At 59.3% G+C, this 17,463-nt stretch carries 15 protein-coding genes; 2 read left to right on the top strand and 13 right to left on the bottom strand.

The genetic code is table 11. The features are described from left to right. Nucleotides 1-12: 12 nt before the first annotated feature. From frr to QRX40_RS03715, 8 genes are all read right to left on the bottom strand, one after another. Complete coding sequence (gene frr, locus QRX40_RS03750) at nt 13-567, bottom strand: ribosome recycling factor (RefSeq protein ID WP_045924363.1); 555 nt, start codon at nt 565-567, stop codon at nt 13-15. A gap of 114 nt (nt 568-681) precedes the next feature. Beyond that, nucleotides 682-1,437 carry a UMP kinase gene (pyrH, locus tag QRX40_RS03745; protein ID WP_313836413.1) on the bottom strand — a complete coding sequence of 252 codons (756 nt, stop codon included), beginning with the start codon at nt 1,435-1,437 and terminating at the stop codon, nt 682-684. A gap of 228 nt (nt 1,438-1,665) precedes the next feature. After that, nucleotides 1,666-2,517, bottom strand: coding sequence for a translation elongation factor Ts (tsf, locus tag QRX40_RS03740; RefSeq protein WP_029678902.1), 852 nt, complete (start codon nt 2,515-2,517; stop codon nt 1,666-1,668). A gap of 51 nt (nt 2,518-2,568) precedes the next feature. Beyond that, complete coding sequence (rpsB, locus tag QRX40_RS03735) at nt 2,569-3,438, bottom strand: 30S ribosomal protein S2 (protein ID WP_306222108.1); 870 nt, start codon at nt 3,436-3,438, stop codon at nt 2,569-2,571. A 225-nt stretch (nt 3,439-3,663) separates the two neighbouring features. Further along, a complete protein-coding gene (locus tag QRX40_RS03730) occupies nt 3,664-4,146 on the bottom strand; it encodes a peptide deformylase (RefSeq protein WP_313836412.1) in 483 nt (160 codons plus the stop codon). Nucleotides 4,147-4,149: 3 nt separating this feature from the next. Then, nucleotides 4,150-6,132 carry a long-chain fatty acid--CoA ligase gene (locus QRX40_RS03725; protein WP_045924360.1) on the bottom strand — a complete coding sequence of 661 codons (1,983 nt, stop codon included), beginning with the start codon at nt 6,130-6,132 and terminating at the stop codon, nt 4,150-4,152. A gap of 38 nt (nt 6,133-6,170) precedes the next feature. Next, entirely contained in the window at nt 6,171-6,725 is a 555-nt protein-coding gene (locus QRX40_RS03720; RefSeq protein ID WP_313836410.1) for a hypothetical protein, read from the bottom strand. Nucleotides 6,726-6,924: 199 nt separating this feature from the next. Beyond that, complete coding sequence (locus QRX40_RS03715) at nt 6,925-8,049, bottom strand: GuaB3 family IMP dehydrogenase-related protein (protein WP_313836409.1); 1,125 nt, start codon at nt 8,047-8,049, stop codon at nt 6,925-6,927. A gap of 163 nt (nt 8,050-8,212) precedes the next feature. Here QRX40_RS03715 and QRX40_RS03710 point away from each other — a divergent pair, with 163 nt between their 5' ends. Next, nucleotides 8,213-9,472 carry an NADP-dependent isocitrate dehydrogenase gene (locus QRX40_RS03710; protein ID WP_045924357.1) on the top strand — a complete coding sequence of 420 codons (1,260 nt, stop codon included), beginning with the start codon at nt 8,213-8,215 and terminating at the stop codon, nt 9,470-9,472. Between the two features lie 208 nt (nt 9,473-9,680). Then, nucleotides 9,681-11,291 carry a hypothetical protein gene (locus QRX40_RS03705; RefSeq protein WP_396184264.1) on the top strand — a complete coding sequence of 537 codons (1,611 nt, stop codon included), beginning with the start codon at nt 9,681-9,683 and terminating at the stop codon, nt 11,289-11,291. On the opposite strand, the gene QRX40_RS03700 is transcribed toward QRX40_RS03705, so the two are convergent. The 5 genes from QRX40_RS03700 to QRX40_RS03680 all read right to left on the bottom strand — a co-directional run bounded on the left by QRX40_RS03700 (nt 11,261) and on the right by QRX40_RS03680 (nt 17,409). After that, nucleotides 11,261-13,087: an AMP-dependent synthetase/ligase gene (locus QRX40_RS03700; RefSeq protein ID WP_313836725.1), complete on the bottom strand. Its 1,827-nt coding sequence runs from the start codon at nt 13,085-13,087 to the stop codon at nt 11,261-11,263. The two genes, QRX40_RS03705 and QRX40_RS03700, sit on opposite strands and share 31 nt — an antisense overlap. A gap of 120 nt (nt 13,088-13,207) precedes the next feature. Then, nucleotides 13,208-13,873: a peptidoglycan DD-metalloendopeptidase family protein gene (locus QRX40_RS03695; protein WP_313836408.1), complete on the bottom strand. Its 666-nt coding sequence runs from the start codon at nt 13,871-13,873 to the stop codon at nt 13,208-13,210. Nucleotides 13,874-14,334: 461 nt separating this feature from the next. After that, entirely contained in the window at nt 14,335-15,429 is a 1,095-nt protein-coding gene (locus QRX40_RS03690; protein ID WP_306222102.1) for a LacI family DNA-binding transcriptional regulator, read from the bottom strand. A 152-nt stretch (nt 15,430-15,581) separates the two neighbouring features. Then, nucleotides 15,582-16,481, bottom strand: coding sequence for a carbohydrate ABC transporter permease (locus QRX40_RS03685; protein WP_306222100.1), 900 nt, complete (start codon nt 16,479-16,481; stop codon nt 15,582-15,584). A gap of 1 nt (nt 16,482) precedes the next feature. Then, a complete protein-coding gene (locus QRX40_RS03680) occupies nt 16,483-17,409 on the bottom strand; it encodes a carbohydrate ABC transporter permease (RefSeq protein ID WP_306222098.1) in 927 nt (308 codons plus the stop codon). Between the last annotated feature and the right edge of the window lie 54 nt (nt 17,410-17,463).

Here is a 17,463-nt window from a genome sequence, read left to right as displayed (position 1 = left end):
TCCCCAGGCGGATCAGACCTCGAGGATCTCCTTCTCCTTGGCGTCCAGGAGCTGGTCGATCATGTCGTTCTTCTGCTTGGTGACGGTCTCCAGCTCCTTCTGCAGCCGGTTGCCCTCATCCTCGCCCAGGTCGCCATCCTTGACCTTGGACTCCAGCTCCTCCTTGACCTTGCGCCGAATGTTGCGGACGGCCACCTTGCCCTCCTCGGCCTTGGTCTTGGCCAGCTTGACATAGTCCCGGCGGCGTTCCTCAGTCAGCTCGGGCATGGTGACCCTGATGACGTTGCCGTCACGGCTGGGGTTGACGCCCAGATCCGAATCGCGGATGGCCTTCTCGACCGCGCCTGCCTGGGAGGGGTCGAAGGGGGTGACAGCCAGGGTTCGGGGCTCCGGGACGCCGATGGATGCCAAGGACTTGATGGGGGTGGGTGTGCCGTAATACTCCACCATGATGTCGTTGAGGAAGGAGGGGTTGGCACGCCCGGTCCTGATTCCCGAGAAGTTCTCCTTGGTCGCCTCGATGCTCTTGTCCATCTGCCTTCCGGCCTGGTCCACCACTGTGGTCATGATCTGCTCCTTGCTGTATGGACCATCCGCCTGTGCGCGCGAGGTCCGTCATTCTTATACTCTACGGCCATGGGGCCACTGGGGCCAAGCGGCGCAGGGTGTGCCCGCAGCCGGTCACAGGGTACGATCAGAACCGCCGTGGACCAAGGTGCCCAGGCGCTGGCCCCTGAGCGCTCCGGTCACGTTGCCTTCACCCTCCAGTCCGAAGACGCGGATGGGCATGTCGTTGTCCCTGGCCATGGACAGGGCTGCCGCGTCCATGACGGCCAGATTGTCCACCAGGGCCCGCTGGTAGCTCAGATTGGTGAACATGCGCGCAGAAGCCTGCTTGTTGGGATCAGCCGTGTATACGCCGTCCACGCCGTTCTTGCCCATGAGGACCTCGACGCAATGAATCTCCAGGGCCCGCTGGATGGAGACGGTGTCGGTTGAGAAGTACGGCATGCCGGATCCGGCGCCGAAGATGACCACGCGTCCCTTCTCCAGGTGACGGATGGCCTTGAGCGGGATGTAGGGCTCGGCAACCTGGCCCATGGTGATGGCTGTCTGCACCCTGGTGGCCTGCCCATCCTGCTCCAGGAAGTCCTGCAGGGCCAGGCAGTTCATGACCGTGCCCAGCATGCCCATGTAGTCGCCGCGCGAGCGTTCGATTCCGGCCTGGCTGAGCTCGGCTCCGCGGAAGAAGTTGCCGCCGCCTACCACGATGGCCACCTGAACGCCGCTCTGCACCGCCTGGACGATCTCCTTGGCCACCCGCTTGACCACCTGCACGTCGATGCCGACCTCGCCTCCCCCGAAGGCCTCCCCGGAGAGCTTGAGCAGCACACGACGAGGCGATGCTGGGTTTTGCGCTGAATCGGATCCGGTCATAAAAACCCTTTCTCCAGACATGATGACGGGCGGAATACGCCGCTAATAGGGTATCGAGGCTGGGCGACAACCCCTCCTTGAGCAGGCTGATGTGATAGGCCCAGGACGGAAGAAGGGGAGCGGCCACAAAAGCCACTCCCCTATCGTCAGTCATCATCAATGCCGGCCGTCTGTCTATCCCTCAGACAGGATCGGACGAGACGACCCAAGACATTGCTGGGCTACCGACTACTCCTCGTCGCCCTTGCCGACCTCGAGACGGGCGAAGGCCAGGGCCTTGCCGCCAGCCTGCTTGAAGAGGTCGCCAATGGTCTTGGAGGTGTCCTTGACGTACTGCTGCTCCAGCAGGACGGTCTCCTTGAAGAAGGCGTTCAGGCGCCCCTCGACGATCTTGGGAATGATCTTCTCGGGCTTGCCTTCGGCCTGGGACTTCTCGGTGGCCACGCGACGCTCGGACTCCACCACGTCGGCGGGCACATCCTCGCGGCTGAGCCACTTGGGGCTCATGGCGGAGATCTGCAGGGCCACCTCATGGGCCACCTGGGCGCCGGCCTCGTCAGTGGCGATCATGGCCACGATGGAGGGGGGCATCTCCACGGATTTGCGGTGGGCATAGATCTCCACACGGGGACCTTCGACCCGGGCCACCTGGCCGACCTTGACGTGCTCATGGAAGAGCGCGCCGGCCTCCTCAACGGTCTCCTTGACGGTGCCCGACTTGGATGGAGCGGCATCGACCTGCTCGGCGTTGGAGGCATCAGCCTTGGCCACGTCGTCGATGACCTCCTGGCCGAACTCGATGAACTGAGGGGTCTTGGCCACGAAGTCGGTCTCGGAGTTGAGCTCGACGGCATAGCCGATCTGGCCCTGTCCGCCCTCGACGACGGTGGAGGCTATCAGGCCCTCCTGAGCCTTGCGGCCCTCGCGGGCGCCTGCGGCCTGGATGCCGGTGGCGCGGATGATCTCCTTGGCGCGGGCCATGTCGCCCTCAGCCTCGGTCAGGGCCTTCTTGACGTCCATCATGCCGGCGCCGGTCTGATCACGCAGCTCCTTGATCAGTGCAGCGGTGATTTTTGCCATGAAACTCTCCTATCTGGTCTTTCCTGAATGCATCTGCCTAGACGCCAGATTTCAGGCGGCCTGATCAGCAGCGGGGGTCTCCTGCTGCGGTTGCGCAGGCTGCTCGGCCTGGGGAGCCTGGGCGGTCTCCTGGGCCTGCTCCTGCGGCTGTCCGTCCTTGTTCTCCAGCAGGTTCTTCTCCCACTCGGCCATGGGCTGGTCGGAGGCCTCCTCGGTCTTGGCGGCCTTGCCGGAGCGCTCCAGCAGACCGTCGGCCACGGCATCGGCCATCAGCCTGGTCAGCAGCTCGACGCCGCGAATGGCATCGTCGTTGGCTGGAATGGGGTAGGTGACGAGCTCAGGATCCGTGTTGGTGTCCACCAGGGCCACCACCGGAATGCCCAGCTTGTTGGCCTCGGAGACCGCCAGGGCCTCCTTGTTGATGTCGACCACGAACAGGGCCGAAGGGGTGCGGTTCATGTTGCGGATGCCGCCCAGCTGGCGCTCCAGCTTGTCCTTCTCACGCCGCAGGAGCAGGAGCTCCTTCTTGGTCAGCCCCGAGCCGTGCACGTCGTCGAAGTCCATCTCCTCCAGTTCCTTCAAGCGGCCGACCCGCTTGGTCACGGTCTGGAAGTTGGTCAGCATGCCGCCCAGCCAGCGCTCGGAGACGTAGGGCATGTTCACCCGGGTGGCCTGGGCCTTGATGGCCTCCTGGGCCTGCTTCTTGGTCCCCACGAAGAGCACGGTGCCGTTGTGGGCCACGGTCTGCTTGATGAAGTCATAGGCCTTGTCGATCAGACCGAGCGACTTGAAGAGGTTGATGATGTGGATGCCGTTGCGCTCCATCAGGATGTACTGCTTCATCTTGGGGTTCCAACGACGGGTCTGGTGTCCGAAGTGGACGCCGGCCTTCAGCATTTCGCTCATGGTGATCTGTGCCATGTCCGTACCTTTCATTGTCGGTTATTGCCTGGCCATGTGCACCTGCGTGCAACTCCGAGGAGCCGACCGACACAGGACGTCGCGGACATGGCGCGAATTTGCGGCGTGCGTTCGGGAATACTCTTGGCGCGCTTGCCCGCCCGTGACAGCAGACCTGCGCAATGACACGCCGAATTACCATGATACCTGAGGCCAATGACCTCGGGTATCGCGTTCGCCCTCTGCCTACCTGGCTGATCTGAGCTGCTGCATGGCCTTGCGGCGAACGTCGCTCTCCAGCCGATCCACATAGACATGGCCGTCCAGGTGGTCGCACTCGTGCTGGATCATCCGCCCCATGATGCCATGGCCTTCAAGAGTCACCGTCTTGCCGTCCAAGTCGATGCCGTGGGCTCGGGCGTAGTCGGCCCGCTTGGTCGGATACCAGAGGTTGGGCAGGGACAGGCATCCCTCCTCGCCATACTGCTCGCCGGAGGTCTTGTCGATGACCGGATTGATGATGTAGCCCACCTTGCCGCCGATGTTGTACGAGAAGACACGCAGGCCCACGCCGATCTGGTTGGCCGACAGGCCGGCCCGGCCCGGGTCGTCGACAGTGTCCACCAGGTCACGCACCAGACTGCGCACAGCCGGGGTGATGCTGGTCACTGGATCGCAGGGGGTGCGCAAAACCGGATCTGGAACCACTCTGATTGTACGAATCGCCACTGCTTACTCCTCGTCATCCCGGCCGTCGCGGCCGTCCTTCTCGTCCTCTGGTGCCGCTTCCTCCTCCTGGCGGACATCACGCATGCGTCCGGTCATGCTGGCCAGGGAGTCGCTCATGGTGGTCCGAGCCCTGCTGACGATGTCGTTCTCCTTGGCGGCCGGCTTGGCCGGCGTCCTGGGGGCATAGAGGACCTTGTCCACGAGTTCGGCATACTGGCGGAGCACCTCGGGGCGCACCACCTTCAGGCTGGGGGTCAGGGTGCCGTCCTCCTGGCTGAAGTCCTTGTCCAGCACCAGGAACTTGCGCACCGACTCGGCCCGCGAGACGTTGCAGTTGGCCTTGTCCACATACTGCTGGATGAAGGCATGGATGGCCTCGTTGTGGCTGGCCTGCTCCATGCTCATGTCAGCGTCCAGGCCCTGGGAGGTCAGCCAGGACTTCAGCATCCCGGCATCCAAGGTGACCAGGGCACCTACGAAGGGCCTGCCGTCGCCCACGACCACGGCCTGGGAGACTATGGGGCAGGTGCTGATGACATCCTCCAGGGGAGCCGGGCTCACGTTCTTGCCGCCGGCGGTGATGATGACGTCTTTCTTACGGCCGGTGATGAAGACGAAGCCCTGGTCGTCGATCTGGGCCAGATCTCCGGTGTGCAGCCAGCCGTCCTTATCGAGCACGGTGGAATCAAGCTCGGGCTGGTGGTAGTAGCCCATGAAGACGCTGGGGCCCTTGACCAGGAGCTCATCATCGTCGCTCAGCCTGACCGTGATGCCCGAGCCAGGGCGGCCGACCGATCCCACCTCGTTGGCATCCTCGAAGTTGACGATGCAGGGTGCTGCCGTCTCGGTCATCCCGTAGCCCTGAATGAAGGTGATGCCGTCGATCCCGTTGAAGAAATGGGCCAGGTCGGCATTCATGGGCGCGCCGCCGCAGGCCAGGTAGCTCAGGTTGGAGCCCAGGGCGGACTCGATCGTATTGCCGACGGTCTTGGTATAGAAAGCGTGGGCCAGGCGGGTAAACAACGAATGACCGTGCCCCTCCTGCTCGTCTTTGGACCACTTGATGAAGTGCTTGGTGGCCTTGGCGAAGACCTTCCCGGCCAAGCCTGTGCCGGCCTTCTGCGAGGCGGCGTTGTAGACCTTTTCGAAGACGCGGGGCACGCCCAGCAGATAGGTGGGCCGGAAGGTGCGCAGGTCGGTCAGCAGGTGCTTGGCGTTGGAGACGTATCCGACCACCCCCTGAGCGCCGATGGCCACGTACTGGATGTAGCGGGCGAAGCAGTGGGCCAGGGGCAGGAAGAGCATCAGGCGGGAGGGCGCTGCCAGCATGTGGTAGAGCACATCCCAGCCCACGAAGACGATGTGGACGAAGTTCCGGTTGGAGAGCATGGCGCCCTTGGGCTCCCCAGTTGAACCCGAAGTGTAGACGATGGTGGCCAGATCGTCGGCCTTGACCTGGGCGATGGCCTGATCCAGGCGCTCGTCTTCTATCCCCTGGCCGAATTCACTGACTGCGTTCAAGCCCCCGGCTTCGAAATTGAAGACGTACTTGAGCTTGGGCGAGGACCCCCGGACCTGCTCCAGGATCTGCGCGTGCTCAGAGTCGCCGGCAAAGGCCAGGACACAGTCCACGTCCTGGACGATCTTCTGGGCCTGGTTGGGCGAATCGGTCTCATAGATGGGCACAGAGACCGCCCCGATGGCAGCGCAGGCGAAGTCCGTGACCCCCCAGTCGTAACTGGTGGAGGCGTAGATGACCACGGTACTGCCCTTTTCCACGCCCAGGGCCATCAAGCCCTTGGCCACGGCGCGTACCCGTGCGGACATCTGCCCTGCCTTGACATCGTGCCAGTTTCTGGTCATGGGATCCTGCCACTGGGCAACCAGCTCCTCAGGATCGCGGGCGGTGCGTTTTGCCAGGAGTGAATAGATGGTGTCCTTGTCCGTCGTCGGGTGTTGAAGCTCGACCGTATATTCACGCAACATACCCACCATCATATGGGTCACCCCGCCAAAGCCGCCGCCTAACCCATGTCGAAGCGGACGCAAACCCAGCGCGAACCGCTTCTGGCGACGATCAGGTTGGTCAGCACTGTGCGCTCGCCGACCAGAAATCCGATGGTGGTTTCGTACCGGTCACGGTCTACGCGGTAGAGCTCGACCAGTTTAGGAATCAGCGGCAGGTATGTCATGCCGACGTGATCCGCCGTGCGGACCATGCCCAGATGCCGATCCCGCAGCAACTGGGCCAGCAGGGCCAATCGCTCCATGCAGACGCGGTTGAGCACACGGTCCAGGCTCTTCATAGGCAAACGGCCCCGCAACACATCGAAGACCCTGGATGCCAAGGCGCACAGATTGACAAGAATACGCTTGAGATCTGAAGACAGACCCTCATGCCCGGCAGCATCCCCCGGCCGAATGAAGTTGACCGTTCGCACGGTCAGATTGATGTCGCCAAGTCCCAGCGGCACCTGCGTACAGGTAGACGGCCACCAGCCGCCATTCTCCTGTCCTGCCGACTCCTCGGTTGCTTGATCTTGATCCCAGACCGGTGCCAGATCCATATACTCCGTCATACTTCTCTCCTCGCACTCCGATGTGCTTGTCCCCCCTCCCATGCCGGCGAGGCGCACTGGGCAACCGACGCAACGACAGCGATTACGTCCAGAGTAGGAATGCACAGAGGGATTGTAAAGGCCGGTTCAGGAATGTGGTCAACCTGAACCGGCCTTTATGCGGATTGTGGATAACTGGACCGTGAATGCCCTATTCTGCTCAGCAGCGGGGGCCGGGGGTCACTGCCACACGGCACTTCTGGAAGTTCTTGACATCCACATAACCGGTGGAAGCCATGGCCCGGCGAAGTGCCCCGATCAGATTCAGACTGCCGTCGGTGCGGTCGCTGGGACCGAAGAGTATGCGCTCCAGGCTGCCCACCTGGCCGACCTGGACCCTGCGGCCCCTTGGCAGTTCAGGATGATGAGCCTCGGCCCCCCAGTGCATGCCCTCGCCGGGAGCCTCCGTAGCCTTGGCCAGGGGCGTGCCCAGCATGACCGCGTCGGCCCCCATGGCCAAGGCCTTGACAAAGGAACCCGAGGTACCGGTCTCCCCGTCGGCGATGACCTGAACGTAGCGTCCGCCCGACTCGTCCAGGTAGTCGCGACGCGCCTCGGCCACATCCGAGATGGCAGTGGCCATAGGCGCTTGGATTCCGATGGTGGCGGAATCGGTGGAGGAGGCTCCCCCGCCGAACCCGACCAGCACCCCGGCGGCACCGGTGCGCATCAGATGCAGGGCAGCCTGGTAGGTGGCGGCCCCTCCGACGATGACCGGAACGTCCAGGTCGTAGATGAACTTCTTCAGATTCAAAGGCTCATGGCTGGTGGAGACGTGTTCGGCCGAGACCGCCGTTCCTCGGATCACGAAGAGGTCCACGCCCGCATCGACCACCGTGGTATAGAACTCCTGGGTGCGCTGAGGGGACAGGGCTCCGGCCACCGTGACCCCGGCCTTGCGGATCTCCTGCAGACGGCGGGTGATCAGCTCCGCCTTGACCGGTTCCCGGTAGGCCTCCTGAATGACCCCGGTCGCCTGCTCCGGCGAGGCATGGGCTATCCGATCCAGCTGGGGGCGCGGATCCTCGTATCTGGTCCACAGCCCCTCCAGGTCCAGCACGCCCAGTCCACCCAATCGTCCCAGAGCAATGGCCGTCTCAGGGCTGGTCACCGAGTCCATGGGCGCCGCCAGCAAGGGCAGGTCAAACTCGTAGGCATCCACCTGCCAGGCTGTGGAGACATCCTGGGGATCCCGGGTCCTTCTGGAGGGGAGTATGGAGACATCATCGAGCGTGTAGGCCACCGTGGCCTTCTTGCCGAGACCGATTTCGATATCCTGTGTCATGTCTGCCAGCCTAGCGCCTCATGATGACGCTCCGGCGTGCTACGAACGAGTTACGAGCCTGGGAACAGAGAGTAACAAAATTGGGATAGAACAGTTCGCAAGCGCAACTGCGGCACCGGGAGCAGGATCCGGCCCCCGACCCGCCGACCGATAGGAGGCCGCCATGGACAAGATCGCCGTGAAAGGACGCATCGTCGAGCTCGACGGTGACGAGATGACCAGGGTCATCTGGAAAATGATCAAGGAACGGCTGATTCTGCCCTATCTGGACGTGGACCTGGACTATTACGACCTGGGCATCCGCAACAGGGACGCCACCGACGACAAGGTCACCGTGCAGGCGGCCCAGGCTATTGAGCGCGAGCATGTGGGCGTCAAGTGCGCCACTATCACCCCTGACGAGGCCAGGGTGAAGGAATTCGGCCTCAAGCGCATGTGGAAGTCGCCCAACGGCACCATTCGCAACATTCTTGGCGGAACCATCTTCCGCGAGCCCATCGTCATCGATAACATCCCCCGGCTGGTTCCCGGGTGGTCCAAGCCCATCGTAGTGGCCCGACATGCCTTCGGCGACCAATACCAGGCCACTGATTTCACCGTTCCGGGGCCGGGAAAGCTCAGCGTCGTCTTCACTCCTGAAGACGGGAGCGACCCGGTGACACGGGAGGTGACCGTCTACCCAGGTCCAGGCGTGGCCCAGGTACAGTTCAACCTCGACGACTCCATCCGCGACTTCGCCCGCTCCTGCTTCAACTACGCCCTTCAGAGGCACTATCCGGTCTACCTGAGCACCAAGAACACCATCCTCAAGGCCTACGACGGCCGGTTCAAGGATATTTTCGCCCAGGTCTACGAGCAGGAATACCAGAGCCGGTTCGAGCAAGAAGGGCTGACATACCAGCATCGGCTGATCGACGACATGGTGGCCTCCTCGCTCAAGTGGCAGGGCGGCTACGTCTGGGCCTGCAAGAACTACGACGGCGATGTCCAGTCCGATGCGATAGCGCAAGGGTTCGGGTCTCTTGGCCTCATGACCTCCATGCTGATGACGGCCGACGGGCAGACCGTTGAAGCCGAGGCCGCCCATGGGACCGTGACCAGGCATTACCGGCGCTGGCTCAAGGGGGAAACCACCTCCACCAACCCGATCGCCTCCATTTTCGCCTGGACCGGCGGACTCAAGCAGCGGGCGCGGCTGGATGAGACACCCAAGGTGGCCGAGTTCGCGCAAACACTGGAATCCGTGGTCATCGAGACCGTTCGCTCCGGTCGCATGACCAAGGATCTTGCCAGTCTGGTAGGTCCTGATCAGCCTTGGCTGGACACCGAAGGGTTCATGGACGCCTTGGACCATGCTCTTGCCGAGCGTATGTCTTCAGGTGCCGCAGAGGCCAAGGGACACAAGGCGGCCAAAGCAGACTAGCAGATCAGAGAAACAACACCCGCCTTTTGCCATTGCGGACGGTTATTGCAGGCGGTTGATCTTTTCAGATCCGCCTTCACTGTCTGTACCATCAGCGAGGACCGTGTACGCGAAACATCGACCCTTCATACACTCCTGCCCGAGAGCCCATAGAATGGTTGCTCGGGACCCGGCCAGAGTCAGGCCCTGTCGGAACGAAGGAGCGAACGTGAAGAAGACCGGCTTTGCACGGCGTTTGTCCAGCTTGCTGGCCCTGCTGGCAGGCCTGGCCATGGTAGCCTCTGCTGCCGCTTGCGGTGGTCCGGCCTCGGGCAGTGGACAGCAGTCTCCGAGCGCCCCGCAGAGCCAGGGAACCGCTGCGGCCGCTGATGTCCCCGGTCGGGTGGCCATTTTCACTCCCTCCGACGGCATCACGCTCTCCCAGCACACGCCCATCAACAAGTGGGCCGCGCTGGTTCCTGAGCTCAAGGCAGCACTGGCCAAGGAGCATCTTTCCGATAAACACATCGACACCTACACCAGCGGAAATCTGGAGGATCAGAGCAAGGAGCTGCAGGATTACCTGGTCAACCGTCTTTCGGAGCGCAAGGCCGGGAAGGCTTCAGAGCCGACCACACTGGTGGTGGCACCCATGACCTCGCCTGACTCCATTACCCGCCAGTATGGCGACTACATCAGCAAGTCTCTGGTTGCCGACTCCAAAGACAAGGCGCGGGCACGTCTGGTCTCGTCTCTGCGTCTGGCTTCGGGCGCCGGCATGCATGTGGTTCTGCTGGCCAACCAGGTGCCGGGCATCCAGCCGGACCTGTTCGTGCAATTGTCCGATGCACGAGCCATTGGTCAGATGCAGGCGGACAAGCTGGCCAGCAAGCTGGAGCTGGACAAGGCCAGCAAGGACAACCCCTGCCGCATCGAGATTCTGCTGCCGAACCGGACAACTGATGCGTCATCTGATGAATCCCCTGCTGACAAGGGCGGTGAAGCAGGCCAGGCTGAGCGGAACCAGCAAGAGGATCAGGATGAACAGCATTCCTTCCCCGCCCAGGCTTTCGCTGGAATCTGGCAGGTGCTGGGGCCCTACTTCAAGGATGGACGGGCTGTCAGCCCCTCGGGGCTTCTGAAGGCAGACAGCACCGAGAAGGACTGGCAGGCGATCGCCTTCGATCCGGGCAAGGACGCTTCGGCTACCGGCAAAGAGCTGGCGACCCGCCTGGCCATGAACGATGGCGCCAAGACCCACACCGAGGTGGACGGCATTCTGGCCATGAACGACTTCATTGTTTCCGGTGTGGTCTCTGAGCTCGGGGATCTGGGATATCGGGGTTCTTCAGCGGACGTCAACCCAGAGATATCAATATCAGGCATTGTGGGATCCATGGTCGGTCGCCAGGATCTGCACCGGAAGCGCGTGCCCAAACCCGCTCAGAGCCCTACGGCACAGAATTCGACGGGGTCGCAGGAGGATCCTTCACAGGGCACGGGCAGGGCTCAGGATTCCACACCCTCGGACGACCACGCTGCCTGGCCCATCATCAGTGGATACGGCGCCTACGTAGACAACATCCCTCAAATCGTGGACGGACGGCAGTGGATGACTGGTCTGGAGGACAGACTGGGGCTTGCGGCTGATATTGCCAAGGCCTGTGTCGGACTCAACAGCCAGGGCAAGGTGCCGGCCATGGATACGATCCAGACCGTCAACCAGGACAGCAAGCAACTGCGCCGCCTATCAAGACCACTGGTTGCGGTTTCAGCCTCCAATCTCAAGGCGGCTCTGATTGATACAGGCTACATCAAGCCAGCCGACGCAGGTCTTTGAGCATAGATCCTCTGCTCGATCTGGTCTTCATACCGCTTGAGAACCTCCTGACGACGGGGCTTGTATGATGCGGTGAGCAGTCCGTTTTCACGAGTGAAGTCCTGGTCCAGAATCAGATAGCGACGGATCCCCTCGGCCCGGGAGACCTGAGCATTGGCCGCGTCTACCGCACGATCGATCTCCGTGCGGATGATAGGGTTCTCCCCAGCCGAAGCGGCATCGTCCAAGGGTTCAGCGCCCTGGTCCCTCAGCCACCTGTTGACCTCCTCGAGATTGAGGGTGATCAGGGCCGAGATGAAAGGCCTGCGGTCCCCGATGACCATGCAATGGCTGATAATGGGCGAACGCTCGACGGCTGTTTCCAGCAGCGACGGCGAAATGTTTTTACCCCCTGCCGTGATGATGATCTCCTTGCGCCGGCCGGTCAACCGAACGAACCCGTCCTCGTCCAGACTGCCCAGATCGCCGGTCAGCAGCCAGCCGTCGCGAATCTGCCTGGTGGTGATTTCCGGATGGTTGTGGTAGCCCATGCAAACATCGGGGCCCTTGACGCATAGCTGGCCCTCCTGGTCGATGCCCACGGTGATGCCGGGCATGGGCAGGCCGATGGTGCCCAGCCTGTAGCCTTTGGTGGGGTTGACCGTCACCGGACCCATGGTCTCGGTCATGCCGTAGCCCTCCAGCAGGGGCAGACCTATGCCGTTGAAGAAGTCCGCGATGTCCCTGTCCAGAGGAGCGCCGCCCGAAATGGCATACCGGACCCGGCCGCCCAGGGCCTCCAGGATCGGATCGTAAACGGTGCCCGTATACATGAGGTGCTTGGTCTTCAGCGACATGGGGACCCGGCTGCCGGTCTGCTGATGACGAGACCACTGCCTGGCCACCCCTGCGGCATCCAGGAAAATCCTGCCCCTGGCGCCTGCTCCGGCCCGCTGGGAGGCAGCGTTGTAGATCTTCTCGAAGATTCGCGGCACAGCCAGGATGAAAGTGGGCTTGAAGGTCTGCATGTCCTGCAACAGATTGCGGATGGACCCGGTAAGCCCCAGCGTGAGATCCGTGGCGATGGCGAAGAACTGCAGACAACGGGCGAAGGCGTGGGCCAGGGGCAGGCAGAGCAGAAGCCGTCTGCCCTCGCCTAGGCAGATGTCAGGGACTGCCTGGGTACCCGAACGAACGGTGAAGACGATGTTGCTATGACTGAGTTCTATGCCCTTGGGCTTGCCCGTGGAGCCTGAAGTGTAGACGATGGTGGCCAAGTCGGATCCCCGCACCGAGTCGGCACGGGATTGGAAGTCTGCCTGGTCCACCGCCCGTCCGTAGGCGGTCATGGTGGTCAGCGCTCCCCTGGTGATCACATACAAGTCGTTCAGATAGGCGCACTGGGAGCGAACCGCATCCACCCGGGCCCTCATGTCGTCATCCTCCAGAAAAGCCATGCCGACATGGGAGTCGTTGAAGATACGCCGGATCTGATCGGGAGAGTCCGTCTCGTAGACTGGCACCGTCACGGCCCCGATAGCCAGGATGGCCATGTCCAGGGCAGTCCATTCCCATCGGGTGTGCGAGACGATAGCCACTGAATCCCCCCGGTCTACCCCCCGGGCCATAAGCCCCTTGGCCAGCGCGACCACACGGTCGCGAAACTCCCGGGCCGTTATCGTGTTCCACTCGCGTCCGCTCCGGTATTCGATCAGAGGATCGTCGCCCAGGCGCTTCACCCTGTCCTCAAGCAGGGAGAAGACACCGGCATCGGCGTCTATGGGCTTCTCAAGCGGACGCGTAAATTCTTGCTGCATGTTCTGCATGACCACTCCCTGCTGAAACGGCGTTATGCTTTACGATTCTAACCGCTCCCCCGGGCCTGCGATATACCTGGTCTGCAGACGCGCGAGTCTTGCAGGCGGACCCCTGCACTCCTATAGAGGCTTGAGAAGAATGCGATGCCGTCCGACTTTAGCGCCTGGATCCAGATAGTGGTTATGACCATCTTTCAGCCCCCAGTGCAGGCAATCTTGGTCACAATGGTCAGAGACCCCATCTACCTTTCCCCAGACTGTGCCTGCCTGCAACCGGGTTCCCTCCGGCAACGAGCTCTTCGCTGGCTCATAGGTGGAGGTCAGTTTGCCGTGACGAATGGAGACCACGTCCTTGCCTGCTACAGAACCGGTGAAAGTGATGACACCGTCTGCTGGGGCCCGGATGCGCCTGCCTTGTTGCACTGCCAGATCAATCCCGCGATGACCGCTCAGCCATGGATGATCCGGAGGATCGAAGGGACGCATGACCTGCGGAACAGCCTTGTCGCCAGGCAGAGGTTCAAGGGGCCACAGCCAGCCCCGGCGGCAGGCAGAGGTCGATGAGGTAACTCGATCAATCTGCGCCGGAGCTGCAGCCGAAGGCAGGGTCGGCGCAGGCTGAGCCGCGACGGTTGCCGCAGGCCCTCCGGCCGACAGGACCAAGGCCAGCATCAATGCCAGCAGGGACCTGGGGAACCAGGGAGGCCAACAGCCGGAAGGCATGTCAGGCATCCGGCCGGTAACCCTCTGGATGCCCTTCTTCTTATGGTCACGCGCACAGGCCATAATCGCACCTTCATTCCGTCATCACGGATGCCCGATTGAGCGTCCACCATCATGATGGACTTGATGCCGGAACCGCAGTAATCAAGCAGGAGCATGTGGTCGAATATGGAGTCGTGCACAGTTCGTCCAGCGAGGAACCTAATAGTGATCGTTCGTGCAAGAGTGCAAGGAATGAGGAAAAGATTTGTCAAAAGCGTTGACTGAATCTTATATTTCGTAAACCGATAACCCTTCTAATAAAAGTAGGTAAAGGCCACGCTAGCAGTTATTGAATGCATATAGATCCTCATGTACATTTCGTCTAATATAGATATACGATTGAGAAACAACTTCCAGGCTACTAGACAATTCGGCGAATTAAAATCAATGAATCATAGAGATGGCCAGTCTTAAACTGAATTCACTAAAAAATACTTCAACAAATAATCTCATTCTTGCAAGTATCGAATCACATTCAAAGGTCAAGCCGCATCTGCTTGGTTTGTTGCAGTCACTGCTACAGTATGTTTTTCTGTTGGGAAAGCCAAGGTCGAATCACGCTCTACGAGCCGGAAATCGGTTACAAAAGTCCTCGGTTTGCCCTTGTACCCATTGATGCGCTCAATCAACATATCAATTGCATGCTCAACATAGTCATTCAGGCACGGATCAATGGTGGTTAGCGATGGAGTCGAGTAAGACGATTCCGGCACATCGTCGAACCCCACGACTTGGACATCTTCAGGAATACGAATTCCCTCGTTCTGCAAACCATGCAAGGCACCCAGTGCCATGGCATCAGTCAAGCAAATAATCGCATCCGGACGTATACCTCTGGACAACATTTGTGTCACAGCCTGTACGCCGCTAACTCCTTCCATCCAATCCTTGGGCAGGAGCATCTGCCAATCCACCGATAGTCCCCGCTCTTCGAAGGCCTCGATATATCCCCTAATCCTCAGTTCCTGCAGGCCTTCAGTAGCGCACATGTATTCATTGCGCGTCTTTGGCTTTTCCGGTGCACCGAAGACTGCTATATGACGACATCCCATATCGAGCAACCTGCCTGTGACATACCGAATGGCTCTCGTATTAGGCATAGTCACCCAGTCAACACGATCATAAGAGTTGTAATCACCGGCTAGAACAATAGGATAGGGCTGATCAAGGATGATGCCTTCATTCTTTAAAGGTTGGTCCGAAAAAAGCAGCCACCCATCTGCTGATAGCTGAGTGATTTCATCCATGATGACAGGCAGACCTGATCCGTCCGACCCGTAAGTGCTAATTACTGTTCCATATCCATGTTTTCGTGATATGTCTATGACCTTATCTGCCAAATAAGGGGCGAATGGCTGCGAAAAATCGAAAATTCCCAGACCTAAAAGTTTAGTCGCACCCGTTTTTAATGAACGGGCCGATACATTGACCATGTAGCCAAGTTCACGAATGGAGTCCTGCACGCGTTTTCTGGTGGAATCACGCATGCTGCCAGTACCGTTGATAACATTGGACACTGTTTTGATGGAAACACCAGAATGCCTGGCTACATCCTTGATAGTCACTCTGGTTGTCAATAGAGCCCCTTACCAATCGGCAATTACATATATTCCGAATTCGCACAACTCCGCATAGTGAACTTGTGCGAATTCGGAATACGTAACAACAATTCTATTTTCAGTTTATCTCAACTAAGAAAATGTAGCTTTAACATCAGGCCTCCCTTGAATCATGATTTGACAGATCCGGCCGTCAATCCCCCTACCCAGTACCTTTGTAGGAAGAGGAAAGCCAAGACCATGGGAATGATCGAGATGAAGGCTCCAGAAGTCACCAGATTCCAAACCTGTTCTGATGCTGCTCCGGCCTGGGATTTTGTCTGCCATTGGGTCAGCCCGACCGTAATCGGGAACAACTTTGGATTAGTGAGAACAACCTGGGGCAGGAAGAAGTTGTTCCAAGCACCGACGACGGAAAGCAGAAAGACTGTAGTAATTGCTGGGGTCATAATAGGCAGAGAAACTTGTGTGAAAGTTCTCAACTCACCTGCCCCATCAACTCGAGCCGCCTCAATCATTTCATCGGGTAGGGATTGCATGCAGTAGATTCTCATCAAGTAAACACCCATTGGATTGAGCAGGGATGGCAAAAGCACAGCCCAAATGGTGTTGGTCATACCAATGTCAGACATCAACAGGAACGTGGGTATCACCAAGGCTGTCGAAGGAATCATCAAAGCACCGAGAACGATGTTGAAGTACAGATTTCGTCCGCGGAATCTGAACTTGGAGAAACCATATCCAGCCATAACCGCCACTACTGTGGCGCCGAACCCTCCTACAAGAGCGTAAAGGAAGGAGTTGAAAATCCAACGCCAATAAATGCCATCCTGATAGCTCGTAAGCTGACCGATGTTCTTCCAAAGGTCGAAATCCTTATCGAACCACATAGAGCCATGGGCACCGAAGAACAATCCCGAATTTGACTTTGTGGAAGCGACGATCAACCACCATACAGGCAGGAGGAAGTAGACCATGGCCAATATCAGTACTACATAAACGAAAACGCTGGTATTACCTTGAATGCGTCTGGCGCTTCTGCGAACGCCGCTTGTTCTTGTGGCTGACATGTCAGTCCTCCAATCCAGACTGATTACGAGTCAGTCTCATGAACAAAACGCTGAATATCACCACGACCAGTCCCAGCGCGAATGAAACCGTAGCAGAGTAGTTGGTCTGGTTGTAATTGAAAGCAAGAGCTTGCGCATACATATTGGGCGTGTACTCCGGCGGTATGACCGTCGGCGCCTGATTACGCAAAATAGTGGGTTCTGTATAGAACTGCAGGGTGCCGATAAGCGAGAAGATGGTCACCATGACCAATGATCCTGAGACCATCGGCACTTTGATCCTTGTAGCAATCTTCAGTTCTGATGCCCCATCTATTCTGGCCGACTCGTAGAGTTCATGCGGAATGGACTGCAGGGCCGAATATAAAATCACCATGTAGTAACCCGTCCATTGCCATGTCACGACATTGACCAATGAACCGAAGATGCCGTTGGCAGTAAGGAATCCGGGGGTCTGCATTCCAAACAGCCCGAATATGGTAGTAAACGGGCCCATATTCTTGGAGTACATAAATCCCCACATCAATGCACCGATGACTCCAGGAATTGCATAAGGTAGGAAGATAACCAGCCGGGAAACTGAGGCAAACTTGTTCTTAAAGGAGTCCAGGAGCAGAGCGAATATCAGCGCTAGTCCCAGCTGGATCGGAACCATGACAACGGTGTAAAGAATGACGCGGCCCATACCGACCAGAAATATCGAGTCAGTAAAAACGCGCTGATAATTGGCGAACCCCGAGAAGGACTCCCCTTTGACCTGTGTATAAGTAAACAACGATACATAGAATGCGTAAGCAAGCGGTATCACAAGGAACAACAGAAAGATGACCCCAAAAGGAGCAGTAAAGAACCAGCCCCACATCCCTCTATGACTGCTACCGACATTGGATTTCGTCTTTCTGGGCTTGTCTATTGCGTTCGAAGCCATTTCAGAACCTCCTAAAAAGGAGGGATACCGATGACGACATCCCTCCAATTAAAT

Source organism: Bifidobacterium sp. H6bp9 (assembly GCF_032193695.1).
Classification (GTDB): domain Bacteria; phylum Actinomycetota; class Actinomycetes; order Actinomycetales; family Bifidobacteriaceae; genus Bombiscardovia; species Bombiscardovia kimbladii.
The sequence above is the reverse complement of the archived record's forward strand: the minus strand, read 5'-3'. Positions and strand labels throughout refer to the sequence as shown.

Excerpts from the sequence above, each read along its gene's own strand:
- QRX40_RS03685 (WP_306222100.1), bottom strand. The coding sequence starts at position 16,481 with ATGTCAGCCACAAGAACAAGCGGCGTTCGCAGAAGCGCCAGACGCATT.
- QRX40_RS03680 (WP_306222098.1), bottom strand. The coding sequence starts at position 17,409 with ATGGCTTCGAACGCAATAGACAAGCCCAGAAAGACGAAATCCAATGTC.
- QRX40_RS03695 (WP_313836408.1), bottom strand. The coding sequence starts at position 13,873 with ATGGCCTGTGCGCGTGACCATAAGAAGAAGGGCATCCAGAGGGTTACC.
- QRX40_RS03710 (WP_045924357.1), top strand. The coding sequence starts at position 8,213 with ATGGACAAGATCGCCGTGAAAGGACGCATCGTCGAGCTCGACGGTGAC.
- pyrH (WP_313836413.1), bottom strand. The coding sequence starts at position 1,437 with ATGACCGGATCCGATTCAGCGCAAAACCCAGCATCGCCTCGTCGTGTG.
- QRX40_RS03720 (WP_313836410.1), bottom strand. The coding sequence starts at position 6,725 with ATGACGGAGTATATGGATCTGGCACCGGTCTGGGATCAAGATCAAGCA.
- QRX40_RS03700 (WP_313836725.1), bottom strand. The coding sequence starts at position 13,087 with ATGCAGCAAGAATTTACGCGTCCGCTTGAGAAGCCCATAGACGCCGAT.
- QRX40_RS03715 (WP_313836409.1), bottom strand. The coding sequence starts at position 8,049 with ATGACACAGGATATCGAAATCGGTCTCGGCAAGAAGGCCACGGTGGCC.
- QRX40_RS03725 (WP_045924360.1), bottom strand. The coding sequence starts at position 6,132 with ATGTTGCGTGAATATACGGTCGAGCTTCAACACCCGACGACGGACAAG.
- rpsB (WP_306222108.1), bottom strand. The coding sequence starts at position 3,438 with ATGGCACAGATCACCATGAGCGAAATGCTGAAGGCCGGCGTCCACTTC.
- frr (WP_045924363.1), bottom strand. The coding sequence starts at position 567 with ATGACCACAGTGGTGGACCAGGCCGGAAGGCAGATGGACAAGAGCATC.
- tsf (WP_029678902.1), bottom strand. The coding sequence starts at position 2,517 with ATGGCAAAAATCACCGCTGCACTGATCAAGGAGCTGCGTGATCAGACC.